The sequence below is a fragment of the Microbacterium sp. Se5.02b genome (assembly GCF_019464375.1).
Taxonomy (GTDB): Bacteria; Actinomycetota; Actinomycetes; order Actinomycetales; family Microbacteriaceae; genus Microbacterium.
In genome coordinates this window covers 3,601,936-3,627,220 of the sequence record NZ_CP080491.1, presented here as the reverse complement: position 1 = coordinate 3,627,220, position 25,285 = coordinate 3,601,936, and the positions used below count along the sequence as shown (strand labels likewise).

20 protein-coding genes and 6 pseudogenes are annotated in these 25,285 nt (G+C 68.6%); 16 read left to right on the top strand and 10 right to left on the bottom strand.

All coding sequences use genetic code 11. The features are described 5' to 3' along the window. Window positions 1-37: 37 nt before the first annotated feature. From K1X59_RS18220 to K1X59_RS18205, 4 genes and pseudogenes are all read right to left on the bottom strand, one after another. On the bottom strand, window positions 38-715 hold the full coding sequence (locus tag K1X59_RS18220) for a FadR/GntR family transcriptional regulator (protein WP_183151073.1): 678 nt from the start codon (window positions 713-715) through the stop codon (window positions 38-40). A gap of 49 nt (window positions 716-764) precedes the next feature. Continuing rightward, window positions 765-1,516: pseudogene (locus K1X59_RS18215) on the bottom strand (SDR family NAD(P)-dependent oxidoreductase). Beyond that, entirely contained in the window at window positions 1,513-2,373 is an 861-nt protein-coding gene (locus K1X59_RS18210; RefSeq protein ID WP_183151072.1) for a fumarylacetoacetate hydrolase family protein, read from the bottom strand. The pseudogene K1X59_RS18215 and the gene K1X59_RS18210 overlap by 4 nt, the downstream one beginning before the upstream one ends. 104 nt (window positions 2,374-2,477) lie before the next feature. Further along, window positions 2,478-3,019: pseudogene (locus tag K1X59_RS18205) on the bottom strand (CGNR zinc finger domain-containing protein). A 170-nt stretch (window positions 3,020-3,189) separates the two neighbouring features. Here K1X59_RS18205 and K1X59_RS18200 point away from each other — a divergent pair. The 7 genes and pseudogenes from K1X59_RS18200 to K1X59_RS18170 all read left to right on the top strand — a co-directional run bounded on the left by K1X59_RS18200 (window position 3,190) and on the right by K1X59_RS18170 (window position 10,856). Further along, the gene (locus tag K1X59_RS18200) at window positions 3,190-4,008 is read left to right on the top strand and encodes a DMT family transporter (protein ID WP_258566926.1); all 819 of its coding nucleotides are present in this window, start codon (window positions 3,190-3,192) and stop codon (window positions 4,006-4,008) included. Window positions 4,009-4,107: 99 nt separating this feature from the next. Next, window positions 4,108-4,789 (top strand): annotated as a pseudogene (locus K1X59_RS18195) (GntR family transcriptional regulator). Further along, window positions 4,786-6,312, top strand: coding sequence for an MmgE/PrpD family protein (locus K1X59_RS18190; protein ID WP_220173683.1), 1,527 nt, complete (start codon window positions 4,786-4,788; stop codon window positions 6,310-6,312). The pseudogene K1X59_RS18195 and the gene K1X59_RS18190 overlap by 4 nt, the downstream one beginning before the upstream one ends. Next, window positions 6,312-7,214, top strand: a complete 903-nt coding sequence (prpB, locus tag K1X59_RS18185; protein ID WP_220173682.1) for a methylisocitrate lyase — start codon at window positions 6,312-6,314, stop codon at window positions 7,212-7,214. The genes K1X59_RS18190 and prpB overlap by 1 nt, the downstream gene beginning before the upstream one ends. A 2-nt stretch (window positions 7,215-7,216) precedes the next feature. Then, window positions 7,217-8,350 carry a bifunctional 2-methylcitrate synthase/citrate synthase gene (locus K1X59_RS18180; RefSeq protein WP_183151068.1) on the top strand — a complete coding sequence of 378 codons (1,134 nt, stop codon included), beginning with the start codon at window positions 7,217-7,219 and terminating at the stop codon, window positions 8,348-8,350. Window positions 8,351-8,579: 229 nt separating this feature from the next. Then, window positions 8,580-9,253: pseudogene (locus tag K1X59_RS18175) on the top strand (L-ribulose-5-phosphate 4-epimerase). After that, window positions 9,250-10,856: pseudogene (locus tag K1X59_RS18170) on the top strand (xylulokinase). The pseudogenes K1X59_RS18175 and K1X59_RS18170 overlap by 4 nt, the downstream one beginning before the upstream one ends. Window positions 10,857-10,906: 50 nt before the next feature. Here K1X59_RS18170 and K1X59_RS18165 read toward each other — a convergent pair. Genes K1X59_RS18165 through K1X59_RS18150 form a run of 4 tightly spaced genes read right to left on the bottom strand, consistent with a single transcriptional unit; the run spans window position 10,907 to window position 15,166 of the window. Further along, window positions 10,907-11,953, bottom strand: a complete 1,047-nt coding sequence (locus K1X59_RS18165) for an NAD(P)-dependent alcohol dehydrogenase (RefSeq protein ID WP_183151067.1) — start codon at window positions 11,951-11,953, stop codon at window positions 10,907-10,909. 41 nt (window positions 11,954-11,994) lie between these two features. Continuing rightward, complete coding sequence (locus tag K1X59_RS18160; RefSeq protein ID WP_183151066.1) at window positions 11,995-12,879, bottom strand: carbohydrate ABC transporter permease; 885 nt, start codon at window positions 12,877-12,879, stop codon at window positions 11,995-11,997. Then, entirely contained in the window at window positions 12,876-13,733 is an 858-nt protein-coding gene (locus K1X59_RS18155; protein ID WP_183151065.1) for a carbohydrate ABC transporter permease, read from the bottom strand. Before K1X59_RS18155 ends, K1X59_RS18160 begins: the two co-directional genes overlap by 4 nt. Window positions 13,734-13,786: 53 nt before the next feature. Then, window positions 13,787-15,166, bottom strand: coding sequence for a sugar ABC transporter substrate-binding protein (locus K1X59_RS18150; RefSeq protein WP_183151064.1), 1,380 nt, complete (start codon window positions 15,164-15,166; stop codon window positions 13,787-13,789). Between the two features lie 111 nt (window positions 15,167-15,277). Between K1X59_RS18150 and K1X59_RS18145 the strand changes: the two genes are divergently transcribed. From K1X59_RS18145 to K1X59_RS22585, 5 genes are all read left to right on the top strand, one after another. Next, a complete protein-coding gene (locus K1X59_RS18145) occupies window positions 15,278-15,703 on the top strand; it encodes a helix-turn-helix domain-containing protein (RefSeq protein WP_183151063.1) in 426 nt (141 codons plus the stop codon). Beyond that, window positions 15,667-16,218 carry a sugar-binding domain-containing protein gene (locus tag K1X59_RS18140; RefSeq protein WP_183151062.1) on the top strand — a complete coding sequence of 184 codons (552 nt, stop codon included), beginning with the start codon at window positions 15,667-15,669 and terminating at the stop codon, window positions 16,216-16,218. Before K1X59_RS18145 ends, K1X59_RS18140 begins: the two co-directional genes overlap by 37 nt. 162 nt (window positions 16,219-16,380) lie before the next feature. Then, the gene (locus tag K1X59_RS18135; protein WP_183151061.1) at window positions 16,381-17,868 is read left to right on the top strand and encodes an MFS transporter; all 1,488 of its coding nucleotides are present in this window, start codon (window positions 16,381-16,383) and stop codon (window positions 17,866-17,868) included. Between the two features lie 212 nt (window positions 17,869-18,080). After that, window positions 18,081-18,545 (top strand): hypothetical protein, encoded by a 465-nt coding sequence (locus K1X59_RS22590; RefSeq protein ID WP_309491599.1) that lies wholly within the window; start codon window positions 18,081-18,083, stop codon window positions 18,543-18,545. After that, window positions 18,542-19,198, top strand: a complete 657-nt coding sequence (locus tag K1X59_RS22585) for a hypothetical protein (RefSeq protein ID WP_309491598.1) — start codon at window positions 18,542-18,544, stop codon at window positions 19,196-19,198. The genes K1X59_RS22590 and K1X59_RS22585 overlap by 4 nt, the downstream gene beginning before the upstream one ends. Window positions 19,199-19,261: 63 nt before the next feature. On the opposite strand, the gene K1X59_RS18125 is transcribed toward K1X59_RS22585, so the two are convergent. After that, window positions 19,262-19,846 carry an antibiotic biosynthesis monooxygenase gene (locus tag K1X59_RS18125; RefSeq protein WP_183151060.1) on the bottom strand — a complete coding sequence of 195 codons (585 nt, stop codon included), beginning with the start codon at window positions 19,844-19,846 and terminating at the stop codon, window positions 19,262-19,264. Between the two features lie 416 nt (window positions 19,847-20,262). Here K1X59_RS18125 and K1X59_RS18120 point away from each other — a divergent pair, with 416 nt between their 5' ends. The 4 genes and pseudogenes from K1X59_RS18120 to K1X59_RS18105 all read left to right on the top strand — a co-directional run bounded on the left by K1X59_RS18120 (window position 20,263) and on the right by K1X59_RS18105 (window position 24,784). Then, window positions 20,263-21,762, top strand: coding sequence for a CoA-acylating methylmalonate-semialdehyde dehydrogenase (locus K1X59_RS18120; RefSeq protein ID WP_183151059.1), 1,500 nt, complete (start codon window positions 20,263-20,265; stop codon window positions 21,760-21,762). Window positions 21,763-21,787: 25 nt separating this feature from the next. Continuing rightward, window positions 21,788-22,968: pseudogene (locus K1X59_RS18115) on the top strand (acyl-CoA dehydrogenase family protein). Then, a complete protein-coding gene (mmsB, locus tag K1X59_RS18110) occupies window positions 22,965-23,852 on the top strand; it encodes a 3-hydroxyisobutyrate dehydrogenase (RefSeq protein WP_183151058.1) in 888 nt (295 codons plus the stop codon). Before K1X59_RS18115 ends, mmsB begins: the two are co-directional and overlap by 4 nt. Before the next feature lie 155 nt (window positions 23,853-24,007). Beyond that, window positions 24,008-24,784, top strand: a complete 777-nt coding sequence (locus tag K1X59_RS18105) for an enoyl-CoA hydratase-related protein (RefSeq protein ID WP_220173681.1) — start codon at window positions 24,008-24,010, stop codon at window positions 24,782-24,784. Window positions 24,785-24,801: 17 nt separating this feature from the next. On the opposite strand, the gene K1X59_RS18100 is transcribed toward K1X59_RS18105, so the two are convergent. Beyond that, the gene (locus K1X59_RS18100) at window positions 24,802-25,272 is read right to left on the bottom strand and encodes a YdeI/OmpD-associated family protein (protein WP_258566925.1); all 471 of its coding nucleotides are present in this window, start codon (window positions 25,270-25,272) and stop codon (window positions 24,802-24,804) included. Between the last annotated feature and the right edge of the window lie 13 nt (window positions 25,273-25,285).

Below are 25,285 nucleotides of genomic sequence, written 5' to 3'. Positions count from 1 at the left end.
CCTCGACAGCCCCTCTCCTGAGCGCGAACGGCGACGATCAGAGCGAGGTCGCGTGACGCAGCCAGCGTTCGATCCCGGCGATGTGCGCGGTGGTCAGAGAGGTGGCCAGCGCCGGGTCGCGCCTCGCGATGGCGTCGGCGATCGCCCGGTGCTCCGACAGCGTGCGGTCGAGCGCATCGGCCTCGGTGAGACCCCGCCAGGCGCGGGCGCGGACCGTCTGACTGCTCATGTGCTCGATCAGGCTCGCGAGATAGGCGTTGCCGGCCATCTCCACGATGTCGCGGTGGAATCGGATGTCGTGGTCGACGAGCTCGTCGATGTCGACCGAGGCGTCGACCCCGTCGACCTCACGCTGCAATGCCGCGATCTGCTCGTCCGAGCCGAGAGTGGCGGCCAGGCCTGAAGCCTGCGACTCCAGCATCCGGCGAACGGCGAAGATCTCGAGCATCGAGTCGTCGTCGTGCATGTCGACGACGAACGAGACGGCCTCGAGCAGCAGATGCGGCTCGAGACTCGTCACGTAGGTGCCGTCGCCCCGGCGCACATCGAGCACACGGATGACCTCCAGCGCCTTGACCGCCTCGCGCATGGAGCTCCGGGAGAGGCCGAGCCGTTCGGACAGCTCCTTCTCCGGGGGAAGGCGATCGCCCGGGGCCAGCTCGCCCGACACGATCATCGCCTTGATCTTCGCGATCGCGTCGTCTGTCACTGCCATGGCGTCCTCCTGGTGCGGGATCCGAAGTCGGAGTGGTCGAGTGCCGTGCTCACTCCGAGCGGAGTCTCAGCCGTGACATGCCGCCGTCGACCTCGATGGCGACGCCCGTGGTGGAACCCGCCTCCGGGCTCACGAGATAGGCGACGGCAGCGGCGACCTCGTCGGGGTCGACCAGGCGGCCGTGGGGTTGCCGTGCTTCGAGCGCGGAGCGTTCCGCCGCCGGATCCGCGGACGCGTCGAGCAGTCGACTCACCCAGGGGTGTCGGCGGTGCCGGGATCGACGGCGTTGACGCGGATGCCTTCGCGCAGGTGATCGGCGGCCATCGCGCGGGTCAGCGCCGACACGGCGCCCTTCGAGGCGCTGTACAGCGCGCGCTGAGGGAGGCCGATCGTGGACGCGACGGATGCCGTGTTGCATACGGCGGCGGACGGCGACTGCCGCAGCCAGGGGAGGGCCGCCGAGGTCACGCGGGCGATGCCGGTCACATTGACCGAGAGCACGCGCGCCCACTCGTCGTCGTCGTTCGCGGTGACATCGCCCTGTGCGCCGACTCCGGCGTTGTTCACGACGATGTCGATGCGGCCGAACGCCTCGGCGACGCGAGCCACCGCGGCGTCGACACTCGCACGGTCCGAGACGTCAGCCACGAAGGTGGGAAACGCGGGGGAGGCAGCCGAGCGGCCGCGGTCGAGCACCGCGACGGTCGCTCCGTCGGCATCCAGACGCCGAGCGATCGCCGCACCGATGCCGGAGGAGCCGCCCGTGACGATAGCGACCAGCCCCTCCAGCGATCCGGTCATCGCCGGGCTTCCCAGGCGACGAACTCCTGGCGCTGACGGCCCAGGCCGTCGATCTCGATCTCGACCACATCGCCCGCGGCGAGGTAGGGGAACCTGCCCGAAAGTGCGACACCCTGCGGAGTGCCGGTGAGGATCAGGTCGCCCGGCTCGAGGGTCACGTACTGCGACAGGTGATGCACGATGTGCTCGACCGTGAAGATCATGTCGCTCGTGTTCGAGTCCTGCCGCGGCTCTCCGTTGACGAAACTGCGCAGGCCGAGCGCCTGGTGGTCGACCTCGTCGGGGGTGACCAGCCACGGGCCGGTGGGGTTGAACCCCGGGGCGATCTTGCCCTTGGACCACTGTCCGCCCGACACCTCGATCTGGAACGCGCGCTCGGAGACGTCGTTCGCGGTGACGAAACCCGCGACGTGCGCGAGCGAGTCCGCAGGGGAGTCCAGGTACGCGGCGCGGGCGCCGATCACGATGCCGAGCTCGACCTCCCAGTCGGTCTTCTCGCTGCCCCGCGGGATCGTCACGGGGTCGTTGGGCCCGACGACGGTGTTCGGGGTCTTCAGGAACAGGATCGGGATGGTCGGCGGCTCCGAGCCCGATTCCGCGGCGTGCGCGGCGTAGTTCATCCCGATGCAGATCACCGCGCTGGGACGGGCGATGGGGGCGCCGATGCGCATCGTGGCGGCATCAGGGAGTTCGGCCAACTGGCCGGCGTCACGCGCCGACGCGACACGAGAGACGAAGTCGCTCTCGAGGAAGTCGCCGTTGACATCGGATGTCACGGGACGAAGGTCGAGGTAACGGTCGTCCTCCACGAGGACGGGGATCTCCGAGCCGAGGGTGCCGAGCCGCGCGAACTTCATGATTCTCCTGATCGATCGGGAGGCCGCGACGCCGCGGCCCATGTCGTTGCCAGTATAGACATCGGATGTTTGGTCGTGTCGACGTCGGCGACGGACGAGGCGACTCAGTGTGCCGGTGTCGCGCGGCGTGCACGATACGCGGCGACGGCGTTGCGGTTCGCGCATGTGGTCGAGCAGTACCTCTTCGAGCGGTTGCGCGAGAGGTCGAGCGCGATGGACAGGCAGGTGTCGTCCTCGCACACGCTGAGGCGCGATCCTCGTCGGCGCGGATGACATCGATCAGCGCCATCGCGGTCTCGATCAGGATGCGCTCGGCCAACGGCTGCTCATCGGCGACGGCGTGCAGGTGCCAGTCGGCGCCGTCGTGGCGGCGCAGTCGGGGAGTGAGGCGTGATTCGGCCAGCGCGTCGTTGACCCGCTCGGCCATCTCGTCGCGTCGGGCGAGCAGCATCGTGCGCAGGCGCGGGCGCAGGTGTCGGAGAGCGGAGAGCTCCCGATCGTCGCGATCGAGCCGCCCGGTGTAGGGGAACTCCCGGAGGAATGCGGCCTCGTCGTCGAGGTCGGCCAGCGTGTCCGGCTCCTCGGCGGAGTTCACCAGCCAGACGGCGGCCCGCAGAGCCTCTTCCGTGTCATCGGTGAAGATCATGTTGACATCTTACCGGCGGCGCGCGTAGCGTCATCGATCATGAGTGGGTTGGCGAGTGACACGGCGGTGGTTTCCGTGCGAGAGGTGCGACTCGGAATGCCGCTCGCGATCGCCGCCGCGTTCTCGTTCGGCATGTCCGGCGGGTGGGCGCGCGGCCTGATCGACGCCGGATGGACTCCGGGGCGGCGGTCACCGCGCGTCTCTGGGTCGCCGCCGTCGTACTCCTCGTCCCGACGATCCTGGCGCTCCGAGGCCGCTGGGGCCTCCTGCGGCGCAACCTCGGCATGATCCTCGCTTACGGGTTGCTCGCGGTGGCCGCCACCCAGCTCTTCTACTTCCAGGCCGTCGCGGTGATGGATGTCGGCATCGCGCTGCTCGTCGAATACACCGCTCCGATCGCCGTGCTGCTGTGGTTGTGGTTGCGCCGAGGCGAACGGCCGAGCAGAAAGAGCGTCATCGGGGCGGTGATCGCCTTCGTCGGGTTGGTGCTCATGCTCGACGTCGTCACCGGTGCCGATGTGAACGTGCCAGGCATCCTGTGGGCGCTCGGGGCCATGGTGGGGGCGGCCACCTACTTCGTGCTCTCCGCCAGGGCAGACACGGGGCTGCCGCCCATCGCCCTCGCCGGCAGTGGTCTGCTGCTCGGCGCCGTCGCCCTCGCGCTCGCCGGCGCTGTCGGAGTGCTCCCGATCGCGTGGACGACGGATGACGTCTCCTACCGATTCGGCAGCGTGCCGTGGTTCGCCCCTGTCCTTGCGATGGGTGTCATCGCGACCGCGCTCGCGTACGGGCTCGGGATCGCCTCGACGCGGATGCTCGGATCCCGGCTCGCCTCGTTCGTCGCGCTCGCCGAGGTCGTCGCCGCGCTCGTGTTCGGGTGGCTGCTGCTCGGGCAGCTCCCCGACCTGCTGCAAGCGCTCGGCGGGGTGCTCGTCCTCGTCGGCGTCGTCGTGGTCAAGCTCGGCGAACCCGTCGCACCGCCACCCTGACGTCCCTCTCCCCTGCAGGGCGAGCGGAGAATGTATACGCCGGAACGTGACCGCGAGGAAAAGCAGCACTCGAATCCGCTTTATGTATACACTGAGGGCATGACCCTTCCCGCTGAGCGGACCTCCGCGAGCGATCGCGCGTACACGGCCCTGCTGGACGACATCCAGTCGGGTGTGCTGGCTGCCGGCGCCGTGCTGGGCGAGGTCGAGCAGGCCGAACGGCTCGGCGTGAGCCGCACGCCCATGCGTGAGGCGCTGCGCCGTCTCGCTGCCGACGGCCTCGTGGTCCAGCAGTCGCCGCGGGTCACGGTCGTCGCCGATCTGGACGCCGACGACATCCGCTCGCTCTTCGAGATCCGCCGAGCACTCGAGGAGAGTTCGGCCCGCCTCGCCGCCGCACGCGGGGGATTCCGCACTGTTCGCCGCCCTCGCGGACGAGTTCGCGCACGTCGACCTCCACGCCGCCGAAGGCCGCGATGCGTACTACGCGCTCATCGCCCGCTTCGACGCCGCACTCGACGCCGCGGTCGACAACGACTACATCGCCTCCGCCCTGCGGACCGTGCGCACGCACCTGGTGCGCGTGCGCCGCATGGCCCGCGACAAGCCCGCCCGCCTCGCGGCCTCCGCCGCCGAGCACCGCACCATCGCCGAAGCCCTGGCGGCGCGTGACGGCGACCTCGCCGCTCATGCCACGCACGTGCACCTGCACAACGCGCTCGCCGGCATCCTCGACTCCCTCCCCGACGACTCTCCCCACAACAGCGAAGGACGCTCATGACCGTCACCCACCACGTCCGCGTGCACCGCAGCGACGAGAACCTCGCCCGTGAAGACCAGCTGGCCTGGAAGATCGCCGAGGTCGCGGCCGACCCCGTCGAGGTCGAGCAGGATGTCGTCGACATGATCATCAACCGCATCATCGACAACGCGTCGGTCGCAGCGGCCTCGCTCACCCGTGCCCCGATCAACGCGGCCCGCGCACAGGCCTTCCGTCACCCCGTCTCGACCGGCGGCGTCGGCGCGAACCTCTTCGGTGCCGAACTCGACCACCGCACCAGCCCGGAGTGGGCGGCGTGGGCCAACGGCGTCGCCGTGCGCGAGCTCGACTACCACGACACGTTCCTCGCCGCCGAGTACTCGCACCCCGGCGACAACATCCCGCCGATCCTCGCGGTCGCGCAGCACACCGGCAAGGACGGGCGGGCGCTCGTGCGCGGCATCGCGACCGGCTACGAGATCCAGATGGACCTGGTGCGCGCGATCTGCCTGCACAAGCACAAGATCGACCACGTCGCCCACCTCGGCCCGTCGGCCGCCGCCGGCATCGGCACCCTGCTCGGCCTCGATGTCGAGACGATCTACCAGGCCGTCGGACAGGGCCTGCACACCACGACCGCCACGCGTCAGAGCCGCAAGGGCGAGATCTCGACCTGGAAGGCGCACGCCCCGGCCTTCGCGGGCAAGATGGCCGTCGAGGCGGTCGACCGGGCGATGCGCGGACAGACCAGCCCCGCGCCGATCTACGAAGGCGAAGACGGTGTGATCGCCTGGATGCTCGACGGCAAGGACGCCGCCTACGAGGTGCCGCTGCCCGCCGCGGGCGAGCCCAAGCGCGCGATCCTCGACTCGTACACGAAGGAGCACTCGGCCGAGTACCAGGCCCAGGCGCTGATCGACCTCGCCCGCAAGCTCGGGATCGAGAACCCGGCGCTGCGCGACCCCGCGAACATCGAGTCCATCGTCATCCACACCAGCCACCACACGCACAACGTGATCGGCTCCGGCGCGAACGACCCGCAGAAGTACGACCCGACCGCGTCGCGCGAGACGCTCGACCACTCGGTGCCGTACATCTTCGCGGTGGCACTGCAGGACGGCGGCTGGCACCACGTCGACTCCTACGCCCCCGAGCGCGCCGGCCGTGCCGACACGGTCGCGCTGTGGCACAAGATCACCACGGCCGAGGATGCCGAGTGGACGCGCCGCTACCACTCCGAGGACCCGGATGAGAAGGCGTTCGGCGGTCGCGTCGAGATCCGGCTGACCGACGGCTCGACCGTGGTCGACGAGATCGCCGTGGCCGACGCGCATCCGCTGGGAGCTCGTCCGTTCGCGCGCGAGAACTACATCGCGAAGTTCCGTCTGCTCGCAGAACCCGTGCTCGAACCCGCCGAGATCGAGCGGTTCCTCGCCCTCGTGCAGCGCCTGCCCGAACTCACGGCGGCCGAGGTCGGAGAGCTCTCGATCGTCGCGAAGCCCGGCGTGCTCGATGCCGCTCCGGCTCCCCAGGGGCTGTTCTGATGCTGTACTCCACCGTCACACCGGCCGACAAGCGGAGGCTGTTCCGTGAGCGTCTGGCCAGCGGGGAGCTGCTGCGCTTCCCCGGCGCCTTCAACCCGCTGAGCGCCCGCCTGATCGAGCAGAAGGGCTTCGACGGCGTCTACATCTCCGGCGCCGTGCTCTCCGCCGACCTGGGGCTGCCCGACATCGGCCTCACGACGTTGACCGAGGTCGCCGGTCGGGCGAAGCAGATCGCCCGCATGACCGACCTTCCCGCGATCGTCGACGCCGACACCGGCTTCGGCGAGCCGATGAACGTCGCCCGCACGATCCAGGAGCTCGAAGACGCGGGTCTCGCGGGCACGCACATCGAGGACCAGATCAATCCCAAGCGGTGCGGCCACCTCGACGGCAAGGCCGTGGTCGACGAGAACACCGCGATCAAGCGCATCCGGGCCGCCGCTGACGCCCGGCGCGACCCGAACTTCCTCATCATGGCGCGCACCGACATCCGCGCGATCGACGGTCTGGACGCCGCGATCGACCGCGCCAAGGCACTGGTCGATGCGGGGGCGGACGCGATCTTCCCCGAGGCCATGCGCACGCTCGCCGAGTTCGAGGCCATGGCAGAGGCGCTCGAGGTGCCGATCCTGGCGAACATGACCGAGTTCGGCAAGAGCGAGCTGTTCTCCGTCGATCAGCTGCGGGACGCGGGTGTGAACCTCGTCATCTGGCCGGTGTCGCTGCTGCGCATCTCGATGGGGGCGGCAGGCCGTGCGCTCGATACGCTGAACGACGAGGGACATCTGACCTCGAAGCTCGGCGAGATGCAGCATCGCGCCGATCTCTACGACCTGATCGACTACGAGTCGTACAACCACTTCGACTCCGGCGTCTTCAACTTCACCATCACGAAGGAGTGACCATGACCGAGCCGGACATCAAGAAAGGCCTTGCGGGCGTCGTCGTCGACACGACCGCGATCTCGAAGGTCAACCCCGACACCAACAGCCTGCTGTACCGCGGATATCCCGTGCAGGAGCTGGCCGATACGCAGCCGTTCGAGGCCGTCGCCTACCTCCTCTGGAACGGCGAGCTGCCGACGCCCGAAGAGCTCGCGGCGTTCCGTCTCGACGAGCGGAAGCACCGCGCGCTCGCCGACAACGTCAAGGCCGCGATCGACCTCGTGCCGCTGGAGGCGCATCCGATGGACGAGGTCCGCACCGCGGTCAGCCTGATCGGCGCCTCCGACCCCGGTGCGGGCGGTTCGGTGCTCGACGCCGGCGGCAGCCCGGAGCAGAACCTCGAGCGCAGCATCCGCCTGTTCGCGGCACTGCCCGCGATCGTCGCCTACGGTCAGCGTCGCCGTCGCGGGCAGGAGATCATCGCCCCGCGGGACGACCTCGACTACTCCGCGAACTTCCTCTGGATGACGTTCGGCGAGGAGGCGGACGACGTCGTGGTGGACGCGTTCAACCGGTCGATGATCCTGTACGCCGAGCACTCCTTCAACGCCTCGACGTTCACCGCGCGCGTCATCACCTCGACCCTGAGCGACATCTACTCGGCGGTCGTCGGCGCGATCGGTGCGCTCAAGGGGCCGCTGCACGGCGGTGCGAACGAGGCCGTGCTGCACATCTTCGACGACATCGGCTCGGCCGAGAACGTGGGGCCCTGGCTCGACAAGGCGCTCGCCGAGAAGCGCAAGATCATGGGCTTCGGGCACCGCGTCTACAAGAAGGGCGACTCGCGGGTGCCGACCATGAAGGCGGCGCTCGACACCCTCGTGGAGCACTACGACCGCCCGGACGTCGCCGCGCTGTACGACGCGCTCGAGTCGGAGTTCGTGGCGCGCAAGGGCATCTACCCGAACCTGGACTACCCCTCGGGGCCCGCGTACAACCTCATCGGCTTCGACACGCTCACCTTCACTCCGCTGTTCGTGGCGGCGCGCGTGACCGGATGGACGGCGCATGTGATCGAGCAGGCCGGAGCCAACGCTCTCATCCGTCCGCTCTCGCACTACGACGGTCCAGAGGAGCGGCACATCGAGGGCTGATCTCGACGGTTCGACGAACGCGCCTCCCGATCGGGGGGCGTTCGTCGTGTGCGAGGGGTTCCCGGCCGCAGTGCGGCACGACGGCCCCGGAGGTCGACTCGCCATCTCGGAGAGGTGGAAGGTAACATGTCACGATCGCCCCCACGGGCGACGTTTCTTACCGATACCTAGCCCGAGGTCTCTCTTGAGTGTCGACACACCCCATTTCTCACCCGAACTCCGTCGCTCGATCCACGGACTCCGCGTCGAGGTCTCGCGTCTGCATCACGAGCTCGTGCGCTACGGACTCGTGGTCTGGACCGGGGGCAACGTCTCCGCTCGCGTGCCGGGGCACGAGCTGTTCGTGATCAAGCCCTCCGGGGTGTCGTACGACGACCTCGCTCCGGAGAACATGATCCTGTGCGATCTCGATGGCCGCGCGATCGCCGGGACGCCGGGCAGCGACCTCGCGCCGTCCAGCGACACCGCCGCGCACGCCTACGTATACCGGAACATGCCCGAGGTGGGTGGGGTCGTGCACACGCACTCGACCTATGCGGTCGCCTGGGCGGCCAGGGGGAGGAGATCCCCTGCGTGCTGACGGCCATGGCCGACGAGTTCGGTGGGCCGGTGCCCGTGGGGCCACTCGCGGTCATCGGAGACGACTCGATCGGACGCGGCATCGTCGAGACTCTCAGCGGACGGCGTTCACGGGCGGTTCTGATGCGCAACCACGGACCGTTCACGATCGGAGCGGATGCGAGGGACGCGGTGAAGGCGGCCGTCATGGTCGAAGACATCGCGCGCACGGTCCATCACGCGCGCGCGGGAGGTGAGCTCCTGACCCTGCCCCCGGACACGATCGACCGCCTCTACACGCGGTATCAGGATGTGTACGGGCAGAGCACGGACGTGCGGCGATGAGGGCGCAGGGAACGGCACGCGCAGACATCCTCGCTGGGCGGACGAGTCTGGGCATCGAGCTCGGCTCCACGCGCATCAAGGCCTGCCTCGTCGGGGAAGACCCCGCAGACGTGCTGGCGACCGGAGGGTTCTCGTGGGAGAGCCGCCTGGTCGACGGCGTCTGGAGCTATGCCATCGACGATGTCTGGGAGGGGCTGCGCGCCGTGTACACGGAGTTGGTGGCCGATGTGCACGACCGGTACGGCGTCCGCCCCACCACGTTCGGCGCCATCGGGATCTCCGCCATGATGCACGGCTACCTGGCCTTCGATGCCGACGGGGCACTCCTGACGCCCTTCCGCACGTGGCGCAACACCGGGACGGCGGCTGCGGCCGCCGAGCTCACCGAACTCTTCGGGGTGCACGTACCGCAGCGCTGGTCGGTGGCGCACCTGCATCATGCCGTGCGTGCGGGAGAGGCGCACACGGAGCGGATCGCCGCACTGAACACGCTGGCCGGATACGTGCACGAGAGCCTCACCGGTCATCGCGTGCTCGGCGTCGGCGACGCATCCGGCATGTTCCCGATCGATCCGGCAACGGGCACATACGACGAACGGATGCTTTCGGCGTACGACGACCTCGTATGCGATCAGCTGCCGCGCCCCTCCGCGACCTCCTCCCCGAGGTGCAGCGCGCCGGGACGCACGCGGGCCGGCTCTCGGTCGACGGTGCTCTGCTGCTCGACCCGTCCGGGCTGTTGCAGTCCGGCATCCCGCTGTGCCCTCCCGAGGGCGACGCCGGGACCGGCATGGTCGCGACCAACGCCGTCGCGCCGCGCACGGGCAACATCTCGGCCGGCACCAGCATCTTCGCCATGGTGGTCCTGGAGCATCCGCTCGGGAAGGCCCACCGTGAGCTCGATGTCGTGATGACCCCGGCGGGCGACGAGGTCGCGATGGTCCATTGCAACAACGGCGCCAGCGACATCGCGGCCTGGGCGCGGCTCTTCGTACGGTTCGCGGCCGCGGCGGACCGCCCGGTCGACGACGACGTCGCCTTCGACGTGCTCTTCCGTGAAGCTCTCGACGGTGAAGCGGATGCCGGCGGCCTCCTCTCCTACCACTACCTGGCCGGCGAACCGATCGCCGGTCTCTCCGCCGGCCATCCGCTCCTGGTCCGTTCGCCCGCGGATTCCTTCACGCTCGCGAATCTCATGCGGTCGCACCTCTACGGCGTGTTCGGGGCGCTCGCCCTCGGCATGCGGGTCTTGTCGGAGGAGGGCGTGCGGCTCGACCGCCTGTTCGCGCACGGGGGCTTGTTCCGCACGCGCGGGGTGGCACAGCGGCTGCTCGCCGGGGCACTGGACGTTCCTGTCGCCGTCGGCAGTCTCGCCGGAGAGGGCGGCGCGTGGGGGATCGCGGTCCTGGCGTCGTATCTCGCCCATGCGGAGCGGAGCGAACTGGGCAGGTACCTGGACGAGTGCGTCTTCCCCGAGAACGACGCCGTGGTGATCGCCCCGGACGAGCGGGATGCCGCCGGATTCGCGAGCTATCTCGAGCGGTACCAGGCTGGTCTCGCGATCGAGGCGGCTGCGGTCGCCGCGATGACGCCGCGCCCCTGAGATCGCCGCGGGTCGGAGTCGTCGAGCGCGTCTCCGACCCGCGGTGCACGTCACCGGGCGGTGAGCGCAGGAACCACGATCGTCTTGATCGCGGTGGGGTCCGTCTTGGCTTTCATGAGCGCCTCGCCTGCGTCCTGCAGTCCGTACCGACCGGTGATGAGGGAGTCGACGCTCACGGTCCCGGTGGCGATGAGGTCGAGCGCCGTCGGCCACGTGTTGACATAGCGGAACGTGCCGGTCAGGGTGATCTCCCGGTGCTGGATCATCGCGATGGGCAGTTCGAGACGGTCCGCCCCCATGCCCACCAGGACGGCCGTCCCGCCGGGGCGCAGCATCGGGATCGCCGAGACGATCGCTGCGGCGTTGCCGGAGGCGTCGATGTACGTGTCGAAGTGCTCCTGAAATGCGGCCGGATCGACGTCAGCCGGATCGACGGCCGCTGTCGCTCCGTGCGCGAGGGCATGCTCTCGCCGACCTGCCACGGGATCGCTGATGACGACCTCGGTCGCACCGAAGGCGCGGGCCACCTGGGCGTTCAGCACGCCGATCGGCCCTGCGCCGGTGATGAAGACGCGCGAGGAGGCGGTGATGCCGGATCTCCGGACGGCGTGGACGGCGACGGAGACGGGCTCCGCCAGTGCGCCCTGCTCGAAGCTGACGCCGTCGGGCAGAGTGTGCGCGAAGTCGTCATCGATGACCTCATACTCGGCGAAGGACCCGTCGCAGGGCCAGGCGCCGTAGAACTCCACCGCGCGACACAGGTGATAGTCCCCGCGTTTGCAGTACTCGCAGCGGCGGCAGACGGTCTGCGGTTCGACGGAGACACGCGTCCCGACCCGCTCCGCCGACACGTCGGAGCCGACCGCCACGATCGTGCCCGCCGACTCGTGTCCGAGCACGACGTCGCCGTGCACGACGATGTCGCCGATCCGCCCCGTCTCGTAGAAGTGGGTGTCGGATCCGCAGACGCCGACGGCTTCGACGCGGACGAGTACCTGGCGTGGGCCGACCGGCGGCACCGGGACACGGCGGAGTTCGACGGTGCGTGGCGCGGTGAGCACGCTCGCGAGCATGTCTTCTGGGTGGGTGGCGGTCATGGTGGTTCTCTCCTTCTTCTCGGGGACGGGGTGTGCGATGGTCAGCCCTTGACGGTCCCCGCCGTCAGGCCACCGACGATCCACCGCAGCGAGAACACCGCGAAGAGGATGCCGGGGACGATCGAGACCATGGTGGCGGCGGCCATCGGGCCCCATTCGATCGACTGGTAGCCGATGTACTGCTGCAACCCCGTGGTCACCGTCTGCGTGTGGCGACCGGCCAGCACGAGCGGCAGCGTGTAGTTGTTCCACGCCCAGACGAACGAGAGCATCAGGCTCGCCGCCAGGCCGGGAGCGATCAGGCGGAAGAGCACGTGCCGGAACGCCGTCCAACGGGTGCCGCCGTCGACGGCCACCGCCTCCTCGAGCTCGCCCGGCAGGTCTTCGATGAACGAGCGCAGCATCCACACCAGCATTGGCAGCGTCACCAACTGGTACGCCAGGATCAGGCCGATGTAGCTGTCGGCGAGGTGCGTCTTCTGGAAGATCAGATACAGCGGCAGGATGATCAACAGCTCGGGGGCGAAACGGAGCGAGAGGATGCCGAAGGCGATGTTCTCCTTGCCGCGGAACGAGAAGCGCGCGAGGGCATAGGCGGTGGGGAGCCCGATGGCCAGGGTGACGAGGAGCGAGCCGGCGGTGACGATCAGCGAGTTGGCGAACGGGGTCAGGAACTCGGAGCCGCTGAAGACCTCGATGTAGTTGTCGAGGGTGGGTGCGAAGACGAAGAGCGGCGGGTTGGAGACGATCTGATCCGGTGTCTTGAGCGACATCAGGAAGATCCACGCGATCGGCCCCAGGGTGAACAGTGACCACAGGGCGAGACCGGCGACCACGAGTCCGTGAGCTGTGGTGCGCCGAGAGCGTCTGGTGCTGCGGGAGACGTACGGGATGGTCATCGTGCGGGCGTCCTCCGGGCTGGTCATGCGGAGATCTCCTTCCGGCGGGCTTTGAGGAGCAGGAACGAGAGCGCGTAGCAGATCGCCCAGAGGACGACCAGCGCCGCCATCGAGGCTCCGAAGTTGAGGTTCCGGATGCCGTCCAGATAGGCCAGCACATGGAGGTTCGTCGTGGCGTCGACGGGACCGCCCTTCGTCGTCGTGTAGATGACGTCGAACATCTTGAGGGAGTCGATACCGCGGAAGGCGACCACGACGACGAGCACGGGGGTGATCATCGGCACCGTGATCGCGAAGAAGTGGCGGACGTTGCTGGCGCCGTCGACCGCTGAGGCCTCGCGGAGCTCGGGAGGAACGCTCTTGAGGGCCGCCTGCATCAGCAGGACCACGAACGGCGTGTAGAGCCAGACGTCGACGAGCATCACCGAGAGCAGAGCGGTGTCCGGTCCGTTGAACCACAGCGACCCCGTGCCGCCGAGTGCCTCGATGAGCCAGTTCGTCACGCCGTTCTCGGTGAGCATGACCTTCCACATCAGCGCCGCGATCACGGGCGGCATCAGCAGGGGCAGCACGACGATGATCCGGAAGAAGCTGCCGTATCGACCGTGGTTGAGCGCGAGAGCGATGAGGGTCCCGAGGGTGAGCTCGACGGCCACCACGCCGACGGTGTAGAGCAGGGTGACGAGGATCGCATGCCACCCGTCGCCCGAGCTGAAGAGCACAAGGAAGTTCCTCCCGCCGTTCACCTCTGGCGCTCCGCGGTTCAGCCGGTAGGAGGTGAACGACCAGGCGACACCCGTCAGGAAGGGGTACATGATGGCCACGAGCACGGCGAGGCCGGGGAGGACGAGCAGGTAGGGCAGGGACGGTCTGTGTTTCATCGGCTTCTTTCCGGCAGAGGGGTCGGCCCGGACCGGGCCGACCCCTCGTGGTTTCACTCGGAGATGATCTGATCGATCTCGTCGGCGGCGTCGTCTGCCGCCTGCTTCGCGGTCTTCTGCCCGAGCACCGCGGACTGGAGTTCGATGGTCCAGGCGTCGCCGATCTCCGGCCACGTGGACGACGGCGTGTACGCCCACGTGGCGTAGTCGGAGAGGATCTTCTGCCAGGTCTCGTTGTAGCCGGCCCAGTCGGCGGTGGCGTCTGACATCTCGGGACTCTGCGCGACGGACTGCCGTGTCGGGTTCATGTTCCCGTTCGCGATGGCGCTGGTGAGCGTCTCTTTGGACGAAGCCCACTGCATGAAGAGCCAGGCCGCATCCTTGTGCGTCGAGGCGGCGTTCATGCCGAGCGACCACACCCACATGCTCGAGCCGCGGCCCGCCGGACCCTCGGGAGGCAGCGCGTAGCCGACCTTGCCGCCGATCGCGCTCTTCTCGAAGTCGGGCGCCATGTGGTCGGCGTCGATGTAGAAGGCGGCATTGCCGGCGATGAAGTCCTGCTGAGCCTCGTACCACGTGTAGGTGCTCGCCGCCTTGGGGGCGTACTGCATGAGATCGACCCATTGCTGGGTCGCAGCCACGGCTTCCGGCGAGTTCACCGCGGCCTTCCCGTCGACGATGTCCTTCGCGCCGTGGGCGAGCAGGAAGGTGCTGAACGGGTTGAGCGTCGGGTACGTCTTGTCGCCGCGGCTCACGAATCCGGAGATCTTGTGTCCGTCGTATTCGGTGCCGTTCAACTGCTTCGCGGCCGCGAGCAGCTCGTCGATCGTCTCGGGGACCGCGATGCCCGCGGCGTCGAGGATGTCTTTTCGATAGAAGAGCGCGTACCCCTCCTCGTTCACCGGCAGAGCCCAGAGCCCGCCCTTGCCGGCGCCGGAGTACTCGGTCTTGTCCCATCGGAGGGAGTCGATGAGCGCGGGGTAGAAGTCGTCGAAGTCCCAGTCGGGCGACGTGCGTGTCTTGTCCTTGATCCAGGGACGCAGGTCTTCGACCCATCCCGCCGCCGCGTACTGGTAGTTCATGGGCTGGGAGGTCATGAACGCGTCGTAGTCGCCCGAGCCCGATTGCAGCTCGGTCAGGAGCTTCACCATGTAGTCGGTCTCGGACAGGGTCTCGAGGTTGACGTCGATTCCGGTCAGATCTTCGAACTCGTCGAGGTGCGCCTTGATCGCGTTCGAGTACGGATGCTCGCTCATCAGGAGATTGAGCTCCTGCCCCTTGAAGTTCTTCCAGTCGAACCCGTCGAGCGGGGCCTGCGTCTCCGGTGCGGATCCACCGGCGGCGCAGCCGCTGAGGACGAGCCCCGCGGAGAGCAGCGCGATGCCGGCGGGTGCGAAACGGCGGTGGCGGCGGTGGTGTGCTGAGCCGAGCAAAATGACCTCCTCTGGTCATCGGGATGTGGTCGTGCAGGTGATCGGGCCTTGTGGGGAGGATCACCGGATCATTGTGTCTTGACCGCTCGCTCTGGAAGGTATGGTGCACATATGAGCGCAAAACCGAGAATCGATCAGAGGGTCGCCTACGTGTACGTGGCCATGCAGAACCTCGCCGAAGGGCGACCCCTGAACGAGATCGCCGAGGAGCTCGGCATATCGAGATTCGCGGCGGCGCGGATGGTGCGGCGCGCGCGGGAGCTCGGTCTGATCGAAGTCCGGGCCGTGGTGGATGATCCCGTCGAGGTCGATCTGTCTGCGCGTCTCGCGCGACGTTTCGGCCTGGAGTCCGCCATCGTCGTGGCGACGCCGTCCACCGGCGCGGCCGACGTGCGGGCAGCGCTCGCCGCGGTGGCAGCCCGGTTCTTCGTCGAGCACGCCGCCGAGGACGATGTGGTCGGCATGACCCCGGCCGGACTTCCGTCGCGATGTCCCGGTGTGTGGAACAGCTGCCCTGGCTGGACGTCGTGCAGCTGACCGGGGTCGGGGATCCGAACCTCGCGAACGGCATCGAGGCGATCCTCAACATCGGCCGGGTGAGCGGCGGAGCGACCTTCCCGCTCTATGCGCCGATCTTCGTCCCGGACGGGCAGAAGGAGGGCATTCTCCGCCACCCTGCGAACGCCCGCACGGTGCAGCGCTTCTCCGCGGTCACAGCGGCATATCTGACGATCGGCGGATGGCCGGACGCCTCGCTGCTGGCGACGCAGGTCGCGGAGGTCGGCGAGATGGATCGTTTCGCCGACCGCGACGTGGTCGCGGAGATCGGGACGGTGCTCCTCGACCGCCGAGGAAACTCGATAGGCGGCTTCGAAGACCTGATCGTCGGGATCGACGAGGACGCCACCCGTGCGATCCCGCTTCGCGTCGCCGTCGGCGGCGGCGCCGACAAGGCACGCGCCGTGCGGGCGGTGCTCGACTCCGGCATCGCACAGGTCGTCATCACGGACGCGCATTCGGCGTCGCTCGCGCTGGACGCGGCGGCGGACTGAGCCCCTCCCGCGGGTGCCGGTCGACGGTTTCCACGGGTCGGGTCCGCACCGTTGCGCATGTCTTGTAGCGCCCGGACGGCGCCCCGGTCAAGACCATGCGATGAAATCCTCCGGGGAGTAAGACAGATGCGGGGCGAACGGGTCGCCCGCGAAGGAGGATCCATGTCTGCTCCCGACGCCGCCGTCACGGAGGTCAGGTCTCTCGTCCCGGCACGCATGGATCGCCTTCCCTGGTCGCGATTCCACTGGATGATCATCGTCGGCCTCGGGTTCTCGTGGATCCTCGACGGGCTCGAGGTGCAGATCGTCGCGGCGAACGGGTACGCGGCGACCCTGGGGATGGGCCCGGCGGAAGTGGGCCTCGCCGGCACCTGCTATCTCCTGGGGCAGGTCTTCGGCGCCCTGGTGTTCGGACGCCTCGCCGACCGGCTGGGGCGCAAGAACCTGTTCCTCGTGTCGCTCGCGGTCTATCTCGTCGGATCCGCCGTCGCGGGTCTCGCCTTCGCGCCCTGGTTCTTCTACATCTGGCGGTTCGTCGCCGGGGCCGGCATCGGGGGCGAGTACGCGGCGATCAACTCGGCGATCGACGAGATCATCCCCGCCAGGTACCGCGGACGTGTCGACATCGCGATCAACGGCACCTACTGGGGTGGTGCGGCTCTCGGCGCCGTCGCGAACATGTTCTTCCTGAACACCGACCTCCTTCCCGCCGACCTCGGGTGGCGCCTCAGCTTCTTCGTCGGTCCGGTGCTCGGCATCCTCATCATCTGGCTCCGTCGGCACATCCCGGAGAGCCCGCGCTGGCAGATGACGCACGGCCGAGAGGAGGAGGCGGAGCGCAACGTCGATCAGATCGAGGAGCGCATCCGCAGAGAGGGCAAGACCATCGACCCGGTCGACGAGAGCAAGGCCATCACGGTCAAGGAGTACGGCAGCGTGCCGTTCCTCGTCATCGCGAAGGTGCTGTTCAAGAAGTACCCGCGGCGCACGCTCGTCGGCATCACGATGATGGTGACCCAGTCGTTCCTGTACAACGCGATCTTCTTCACCTACGCCCTCGTGCTCGAGAACTTCTACGACACGCCTCCGGCGTCGGCATCGCAGTACTTCATCGTGTTCGCGGTCGGCAACCTCGCCGGTGCGCTCATCCTCGGCCACTTCTTCGACACGTGGGGTCGGCGCCGGATGCTGTTCTCGACGTACGTGCTCGCGGGCGCGATCCTCCTCGTCAGCGCCTTCCTCTTCAACGCGGGGGTGCTGAACGCGGCGACGCACACCGCGTTCTGGTGCGCGTCGTTCTTCTTCGCCTCCGCCGGGGCGTCTGCGGCCTACCTGACGGTCAGCGAGATCTTCCCGCTCGAGCTGCGCAGCCAGGTGATCTCCTACGTCTTCTCGATCGGGCAGCTCGTGGGCGCGGTCGCTCCGGTGCTCTATGGCGCGTTGATAGGTGCGAGTGCCGAGTCGGGCGATCGTGGCCCGCTGTTCTGGGGCTACGTGCTCGGGGCCGCCATCATGATGTTCGGCGGCGTCGTGTGCGGAGTGTTCGGTGTCAGCGCCGCGGGCAAGTCGCTCGAGGACATCGCGGATCCTCTGTCTCTTGTGGAACCTGCGGACAAGCCGGTCGCACCCGGGGGCGCGGACGGCAGCTGACGGTGTCGGCCCTGACGTCGTCGACGTCAGGGCCGACGGGTCGTTGCACCTGTAACCTGGTGTCGTGCACAGGCAGCAGCGATTTCGCCACCCCCGGCCGGGAAATGGCCGCGGGGTCGTCGATGCGCGCCGATAGCGCATAGGTCTCCGCAGGCGCGGCCGGGGGAAGTTCGACTTCTCTACCAGCCCGCAATCGTTTTGGAGACCTTCCCATGTCGCATGCCGACCATCTGACTTCTGACCAGCTCTGCCGCGCGCTGAACATGCGCGACCTCACCGATCCTGCCCAGGGCGAGCACGCCGTCCAGGTGCTTCTGGATTCGGTGGTGAGCGCGCTGCAGACCGAGTGGCGCAGCACCGTGCGCTACGTGCGCACCACGCCGGTCGTGCCCGTGCGAGAGAACTACGACCGCCTCGGCTACGACCCTGGCGACGTGACCCGAGACCGCCGATACACGCGGTACATCAGCTCGACGGTGATGCTGCGCAGCCACACCAGCGCCGAGCTGCCGACCGCCCTCGAGGACTACGCGGGGCAGGCCGACGTCGACGAGCTGATCGTGACGCCGGGCCTCGTCTACCGGCGCGATGCGGTCGATCGCAGCCACGTGGGCGAGCCCCACCAGTCGATCTCTGGCGCATCCGCGATACTCCGGACACCGACGACAGCGACATGATGACCATGATCGGCGTGCTGGTGGCGGCGGTGCTGCCCGGGGCGGAATGGACCATGACCGACGTCACCCACCCCTACACGTCGGGCGGCCGCCAGATCGATGTCCTCCACAACGGCGAATGGCTGGAGTTGGCCGAGTGCGGGCGCATCCATCCCGACGTGCTGCGCGGATCGGGGCTCGACCCCGAGCGATGGTCCGGGCTGGCGCTCGGCATGGGATTGGAACGCGCACTGATGTTGCGCAAGGGCATCCCCGACATCCGCTACCTCCGCGCAGAGGATGCCCGCATCGCCTCCCAGATGTTGAGTCTCGAGCCATGGCAGCACGTCTCGCCTCTGCCCGCGTCGCGGCGCGACATCTCCGTCGTCTTGGCCGCCGACGAAGACGAGGAGACACTGGGCGACCGCATCCGCATCGCCCTCGGAGCGGACGCCGACGTCATCGAATCGGTCGAGGTGCTCAGTCGCACCGCACACCAGGACCTTCCCGATCCCGCACGCGTTCGTCTCGGAACTCAGGACGGGCAGGTCAATCTCCTGCTGCGGATCGTGCTGCGACCGATCGACCGCACCCTCACCGCAGAGCAGGCCAACACGATCCGCAACTCGATCTACCGGGCGCTGCACGAAGGACCGGTGATGGAACTGATCTGAGCTGCTCGGATCCACGCTCAGGGCCTCGCCGCGACACCGGCCCCGGCATCCCGGTGCCGGTGATCAGCGGGCGAGCCAGCTCCGCAGCGAACGCGTCACGAACGGCAGCACCCAGTACGCCATGATCGGCGTGAGCACGAGGGTCGTGACGAGCACCCGCAGCCAGATCGGCAGGGCGTCCCACCCCGGGACGGGGCTCATCGCGTACGTGAAGGCCACGTTGACGGGGAAGAATCCCAGCCAGATCGAGGTCGCCTGCTTCCAGCGCGGGGGAGCAGGGGCGACCGTGACCGTCTCGGTGCTCCCGTCGGCTGCCGGGAGAGTGATGGTCCCGGTCGTCGGCTCATCGAACCAGCCCTCGATCCCGGTCCGACGTTTGGAGCGCTCGCTGCGCACGAATCCCTCGCCCATCGACAGCCACCACGTGCGCTCGGCCGACTGCTCCCACGCGACGAGCGACTCCTCGCTCGCGAACCGGTACAGCATGTGCCACACCTGCGAGTCCTCGCCGGCGCGCACCCAGCCGGAGCCGAGGAAGCCCGGATACTTCGTCGCGAGGTTCACGCCGGTCTGCACCCAGGCGGTCGCCTCCGTGATGCGGCCGGGGTCGACTTCGCGGCGGATGGAGACCGTGACGGGTTCGGACATGGTGCGCTCCTCGGGCGGAACGGGCGCCCTGGGTCGGGGCGTCGAGGCGGATGCGCCAGGGTGGCGGCGCATCGTCGATTCTAGTTCGGCGGCCGCGCGGTGCCGGCCGTCCGGCACCGCATGAGGAAGACCCCCGCCGACCCGATTCGGCGGGGGTCTTGCGGCGTGGGCGCCGCAACGGGAGCAAGAGCGCTCACCTTCGCGCGGATGACGTGACACCCGATCCGGTCTGAGTCTTTGTCCGCGCACTTGCAGTTGTAGTCGGACGAGATGGACGAACGGTGAACGCGTCGCGAACAACCCACGGGCCGCAGTGAACGTCCGGAGAGCTCCGATGCAAGGATGTCCTAGTAAATCTCCGGGCATCCGAGTAAACTCGTCAAAGTGCCAACGACGGCACGGAGGGGTGTCACACAATGACTCGTACCATCGCCCATTTCGTAGGCGGATCGCTTCTGACGCCGGAAGAAGGACGCTTCGCAGACGTGTTCGATCCGAGCACCGGAGCCGTGCAGGCGCGCGTCCCTCTCGCTTCGGCGGAGGACGTACGGCGCGTGATCGCGAACGCCGAGGAGGCACAGGTCGCCTGGGCGGCGACGAACCCCCAGAAGCGTGCCCGCGTGCTGCTGCGCTTCCTCGACCTGGTGCAGCAGGAGATGACGTCGCTGGCCGAGCTCCTCGCGAGCGAACACGGCAAGACGGTCGACGATGCGAAGGGCGACATCCAGCGCGGTCTCGAGGTCATCGAGTTCTCCGCCGGAGCTCCGCACCTGCTCAAGGGCGAGTACTCCACGGGTGCGGGCGCGGGGATCGACGTGTATTCGATGCGGCAGCCCCTCGGCGTCGTGGCGGCGATCACCCCGTTCAACTTCCCCGCCATGATCCCGCTCTGGAAGGCAGGTCCGGCACTCGCGGCAGGCAACGCCGTCGTGCTCAAGCCGAGCGAGCGCGACCCCTCCGTACCGGTGCGCCTGGCGGAGCTGTTCCTCGAGGCCGGGCTTCCTGCCGGCGTGCTCAACGTGGTTCACGGCGACAAGGAGGCCGTCGATGCCCTGCTCACCGATGACCGGATCCGTGCGGTCGGATTCGTCGGCTCCACACCGATCGCCGAATACATCTACGCGACGGCGACGGCGCACGGCAAGCGGGCCCAGTGCTTCGGCGGCGCGAAGAACCACATGATCGTGATGCCCGATGCCGACCTCGATCAGGCCGTCGACGCACTGATCGGCGCGGGCTACGGGTCGGCGGGAGAGCGGTGCATGGCGATCTCGGTCGCCGTCCCCGTCGGCAAGGAGACCGCGGATGCGCTGGCGGCGAAGCTCGTCGAGCGCGTCGCGCAGCTGCGGGTCGGCCCCTCGCTCGCCGCCGACGTCGACTACGGACCGCTGGTCACGCGCGCCGCGGTCGAACGCGTCGAGGGGTACATCCAGCAGGGCATCGACGAAGGCGCGACCTTGCTCGCCGATGGCCGCGGCTTCACGGTCGACGGGCACGAAGAGGGCTTCTACCTCGGACCGACGCTGTTCGACGACGTGACGACCGACATGGCGATCTATCGCGAGGAGATCTTCGGCCCCGTGCTCGTGATCGCCCGCGCCGCCGACTACGAGGAGGCGCTGCGCATGGCCTCGGAGCACGAGTACGGCAACGGTGTCGCGATCTTCACGCGCGACGGCGATGCAGCCCGCGACTTCGCGGCGCGCGTCGAGGTCGGCATGGTCGGGGTGAACGTGCCGATCCCGGTGCCGATCGCGTACTACACCTTCGGCGGCTGGAAGCGCAGCGGGTTCGGCGACCTCAATCAGCACGGCGCCGACGCCTTCCGCTTCTACACGAAGACCAAGACCGTGACGAGCCGGTGGCCCAGCGGCATCCGCGACGGCGCCAGCTTCGTCATCCCCACCATGCACTAGGCCCGGAATCTCCCAAGGAATCGCGATGACCATGACCACCGTCACCACCACCGCCGAGGAGCGCGAGGCGATCCTCGGCGCCGTCCGCGAGTTCGCCGAGACCGAACTCGCCCCTTACGCCGCCGAGCGCGACGAGAAGCACCTGTTCCCCGCGAAGCCCTCAACCGCGCCGGCGAGCTCGGCCTGGGCGGCATCTACGTCGACGAGGAGTTCGGGGGCACGGGCCTGAGCCGCACCGACACCGTGGCGATCTTCGAGGAGCTCGCCAAGGGCGATCCCGCGGTCGCCGCCTACATCTCCATCCACAACATGGTCGTGTGGATGATCGACTCCTACGGCGACGACGCGCAGCGCGCGCAGTGGTTGCCGCAGCTGACGGCGATGCAGGAGTTCGGCGGCTACTGCCTCACCGAGCCCGGCGTCGGCTCGGATGCCGCGAACGTCGCCACCAGCGCCGTCCGCGACGGCGACGACTACGTGCTCACGGGCGTGAAGCAGTTCATCTCCGGTGCGGGCGAGGCCGCCGTGTACGTCGTGATGGCGCGCACCGGGGAACCGGGAGCGCGCGGCATCAGCGCCTTCCTCGTCCCCGGTGATGCGGAGGCGCTGAGCTTCGGGGCTCCCGAGAAGAAGATGGGCTGGCATGCGCAGCCCACCCGCCAGGTGATCTTCGACGGCGTCAGGGTTCCGGCATCCGCCATGCTCGGCGATGAGGGGCGAGGATTCGCGATCGCGATGTCGGCTCTCAACGGCGGACGCCTCAACATCGCCGCCTGCTCGCTCGGCGGCGCGCAGTGGGCGCTCGACAGGGCCGTGCAGTACGTGCACGAGCGGATGGCGTTCGGAGAGCCGCTCGCCGAGAAGCAGTCGATCCTGTTCGCGATCGCCGACATGCGCACCGACCTGCATGCCGCACGTCTGATGGTGCGCGACGGAGCCCAGGCGGTCGACGAGAAGGCGCCGGACGCCACGATGCGCTGTGCGATGGCCAAGCGCTTCGCGACCGACGCCGGCTTCGACGTCGCCAACCGGGCGCTGCAACTGCACGGCGGCTACGGATACCTGCAGGACTATGGGATCGAGAAGGTCGTCCGCGACCTCCGGGTGCACCAGATCCTGGAAGGGACGAACGAGATCATGCGACTCATCGTCGGACGCGAGATGCTGCGCCCGGCGGGGTCGGCGTCGATGAGGAGCGCATCATGACGCGCGTCGCGTTCCTCGGCCTCGGGCACATGGGGCTGCCGATGGCGGAGAACCTCGTCGCGGCCGGCCACGAGGTGCACGGCTTCGACCTCGTGCCCGCGGCCGTCGAGGCGGCGCAGGCGGCCGGCATCCCGGTGGCGGCCAGCGGAGCGGATGCCGTGGCGCACGCGGATGTCGTCATCACGATGTTCCCCGCGGGGAAGCATGTGATCGAGGCCTATCGGACGGAACTGCTCGCGGCCGCGCGGCCGAACACCCTCTTCATCGAGTCGTCCACGATCGCCGTCGACGAGGCTCGGGCGGCGCACGCGCTCGCGCTCGCCGCCGGGCACCGCAACGTCGACGCTCCGGTGTCCGGCGGTGTCGTCGGTGCCGAGAACGGGACGCTCGCGTTCATGGTCGGCGGCTCCGACGAGGACTACGCCGCCGCACTGCCGCTGCTCGAGGTCATGGGAAAGCGCATCGTGCATTGCGGAGGCTCGGGGCTCGGACAGGCGGCCAAGGTGTGCAACAACATGGTGCTCGCGGTGTCGCAGATCGCCGTGGCCGAGGCATTCGTCCTCGGTGAGCGGCTCGGGCTCGAGCACCAGGCGCTGTTCGACGTCGTGTCGCAGGCGTCCGGGCAGTGCTGGTCGATCACGACGAACTGCCCCGTGCCCGGCCCCGTGCCGACGAGCCCTGCCAACCGCGACTACCAGCCCGGCTTCGCGGGGGCGCTGATGGCGAAGGACCTCGGCCTCGCGCTGCAGGCGATCGAGCAGACCTCGACGGATGCGCGTATGGGCCGTCTCGCGCAGGAGCTCTATGCCGCCTTCGCTGCGGGCGACGGTGCGACCAGGGACTTCTCCGGCATCATCACCGACATCCGCGACGGCGTCGTGTGAACCTCGTGTGAGCCCGGCCGTGAGGGCCACAACACGCCGCGCCCCCGTGCGGTCTGCGGCGTGTCCTGACCCCTCAGCGCGCGGCGGGGGCGGGGGCGCTCGAGAGGCGAAGGACGATACTGGACACGACACGACACGACACGAAGGCAGGCGATATGACCGAGTACGAGACGATCCTGGTCGAGCAGCGCGGACGGGTCGGGTGGATCACCCTGAACCGACCAGAGGCGCTGAACGCGTTGAACAGCCGGCTCGCCGAGGAGGTCACCGCAGCCGCCGTCGCGTTCGATGCGGACGAGGGCGTCGGCGCGATCGTGCTGACCGGATCCGAGAAGGCCTTCGCGGCCGGTGCCGACATCAAGGAGATGGAGGGCATGTCCGCAGCGGAGATGCTCTCGACAGACCACTTCGGCGTCTGGCACGAGTTCGCGGCCGTGCGCACGCCCGTCATCGCGGCGGTGTCCGGTTTCGCCCTCGGCGGGGGCTGCGAGCTGGCGATGATGTGCGACATCATCCTGGCTGCCGACACGGCCAAGTTCGGTCAGCCGGAGATCAACCTCGGCGTCATCCCCGGCATGGGTGGCACGCAGCGTCTGATCCGCGCTGTCGGCTACTACAAGGCGGCAGAGCTGGTGCTCTCCGGCCGGTTCATGGGCGCCGAAGAGGCGGAGCGCTCCGGCCTGGTGTCACGCGTCGTGCCGGCAGCCGATCTCCTCACCGAGGCGACCACCCTCGCCGACACGATCGCCTCGAAGTCGCTGCCCTCTGTGTACGCGGCCAAGGCGGCACTGGATGCCGCGATGGAGACGACCCTGGCCGACGGCCTCGCGCATGAGAAGCAGGCCTTCGCCGCACTGTTCGACACCGCGGACCAGAAGGAGGGCATGTCGGCCTTCCGTGAGAAGCGGGCGCCCGACTTCCAGAACCGCTGACCGCGTGACGTGCGAGTTCAGCCGGTGAGGCCGTCGACGATCTTCGCGATGCGCCGCTCCCTGGTCGCATCCTGCTTGGCGTCGGAGACCGCGCGCGCGTGCTCTTTGCGGACGCTGTAGCTGAGCGCGTCGAACGCGGCACGCACCTTCGGGTCGGCATCGAGCGCCGTCGCGAGCTCGGCGGGAACGTCGACCGTGCGCTCCGCGCCGTCGACGCGGATCACGGCATCGATCTCCTGGTCGATCTCGACGCCCAGTTCGGCGCGCACCGCCTTGCTGAACCCGATCATGTTCTCGCCGCCCATGCGCGCCAGTCGCAGGCGTGCGGTGCGCCCGCCGATCGTGACCGCGACGGGGAACGCCTTCCTTGCCCCGAGGGATGCGACCTGCTCGTCGTCGAGCAGGATCGCTGCGGCGGGACCGCGGCCGGTGAGGGTGGTGTGCAGGCGCAGTTCGCTGCATGCCGAGATCGTACGCCCCGAGGGCACCCGTCGCGGGAGG

Coding starts and splice junctions, on each gene's coding strand:
- K1X59_RS22590 (WP_309491599.1), top strand. CDS start 18,081: ATGTCGCATGCCGACCATCTGACTTCTGACCAGCTCTGCCGCGCGCTG.
- K1X59_RS18145 (WP_183151063.1), top strand. CDS start 15,278: ATGAGCGCAAAACCGAGAATCGATCAGAGGGTCGCCTACGTGTACGTG.
- K1X59_RS18120 (WP_183151059.1), top strand. CDS start 20,263: ATGACTCGTACCATCGCCCATTTCGTAGGCGGATCGCTTCTGACGCCG.
- K1X59_RS18165 (WP_183151067.1), bottom strand. CDS start 11,953: ATGACCGCCACCCACCCAGAAGACATGCTCGCGAGCGTGCTCACCGCG.
- K1X59_RS18220 (WP_183151073.1), bottom strand. CDS start 715: ATGGCAGTGACAGACGACGCGATCGCGAAGATCAAGGCGATGATCGTG.
- K1X59_RS18210 (WP_183151072.1), bottom strand. CDS start 2,373: ATGAAGTTCGCGCGGCTCGGCACCCTCGGCTCGGAGATCCCCGTCCTC.
- K1X59_RS18200 (WP_258566926.1), top strand. CDS start 3,190: ATGGACTCCGGGGCGGCGGTCACCGCGCGTCTCTGGGTCGCCGCCGTC.
- K1X59_RS18160 (WP_183151066.1), bottom strand. CDS start 12,879: ATGACCAGCCCGGAGGACGCCCGCACGATGACCATCCCGTACGTCTCC.
- mmsB (WP_183151058.1), top strand. CDS start 22,965: ATGACGCGCGTCGCGTTCCTCGGCCTCGGGCACATGGGGCTGCCGATG.
- K1X59_RS18180 (WP_183151068.1), top strand. CDS start 7,217: ATGACCGAGCCGGACATCAAGAAAGGCCTTGCGGGCGTCGTCGTCGAC.
- K1X59_RS18135 (WP_183151061.1), top strand. CDS start 16,381: ATGTCTGCTCCCGACGCCGCCGTCACGGAGGTCAGGTCTCTCGTCCCG.
- K1X59_RS18155 (WP_183151065.1), bottom strand. CDS start 13,733: ATGAAACACAGACCGTCCCTGCCCTACCTGCTCGTCCTCCCCGGCCTC.
- prpB (WP_220173682.1), top strand. CDS start 6,312: ATGCTGTACTCCACCGTCACACCGGCCGACAAGCGGAGGCTGTTCCGT.
- K1X59_RS22585 (WP_309491598.1), top strand. CDS start 18,542: ATGATGACCATGATCGGCGTGCTGGTGGCGGCGGTGCTGCCCGGGGCG.
- K1X59_RS18125 (WP_183151060.1), bottom strand. CDS start 19,846: ATGTCCGAACCCGTCACGGTCTCCATCCGCCGCGAAGTCGACCCCGGC.
- K1X59_RS18190 (WP_220173683.1), top strand. CDS start 4,786: ATGACCGTCACCCACCACGTCCGCGTGCACCGCAGCGACGAGAACCTC.
- K1X59_RS18105 (WP_220173681.1), top strand. CDS start 24,008: ATGACCGAGTACGAGACGATCCTGGTCGAGCAGCGCGGACGGGTCGGG.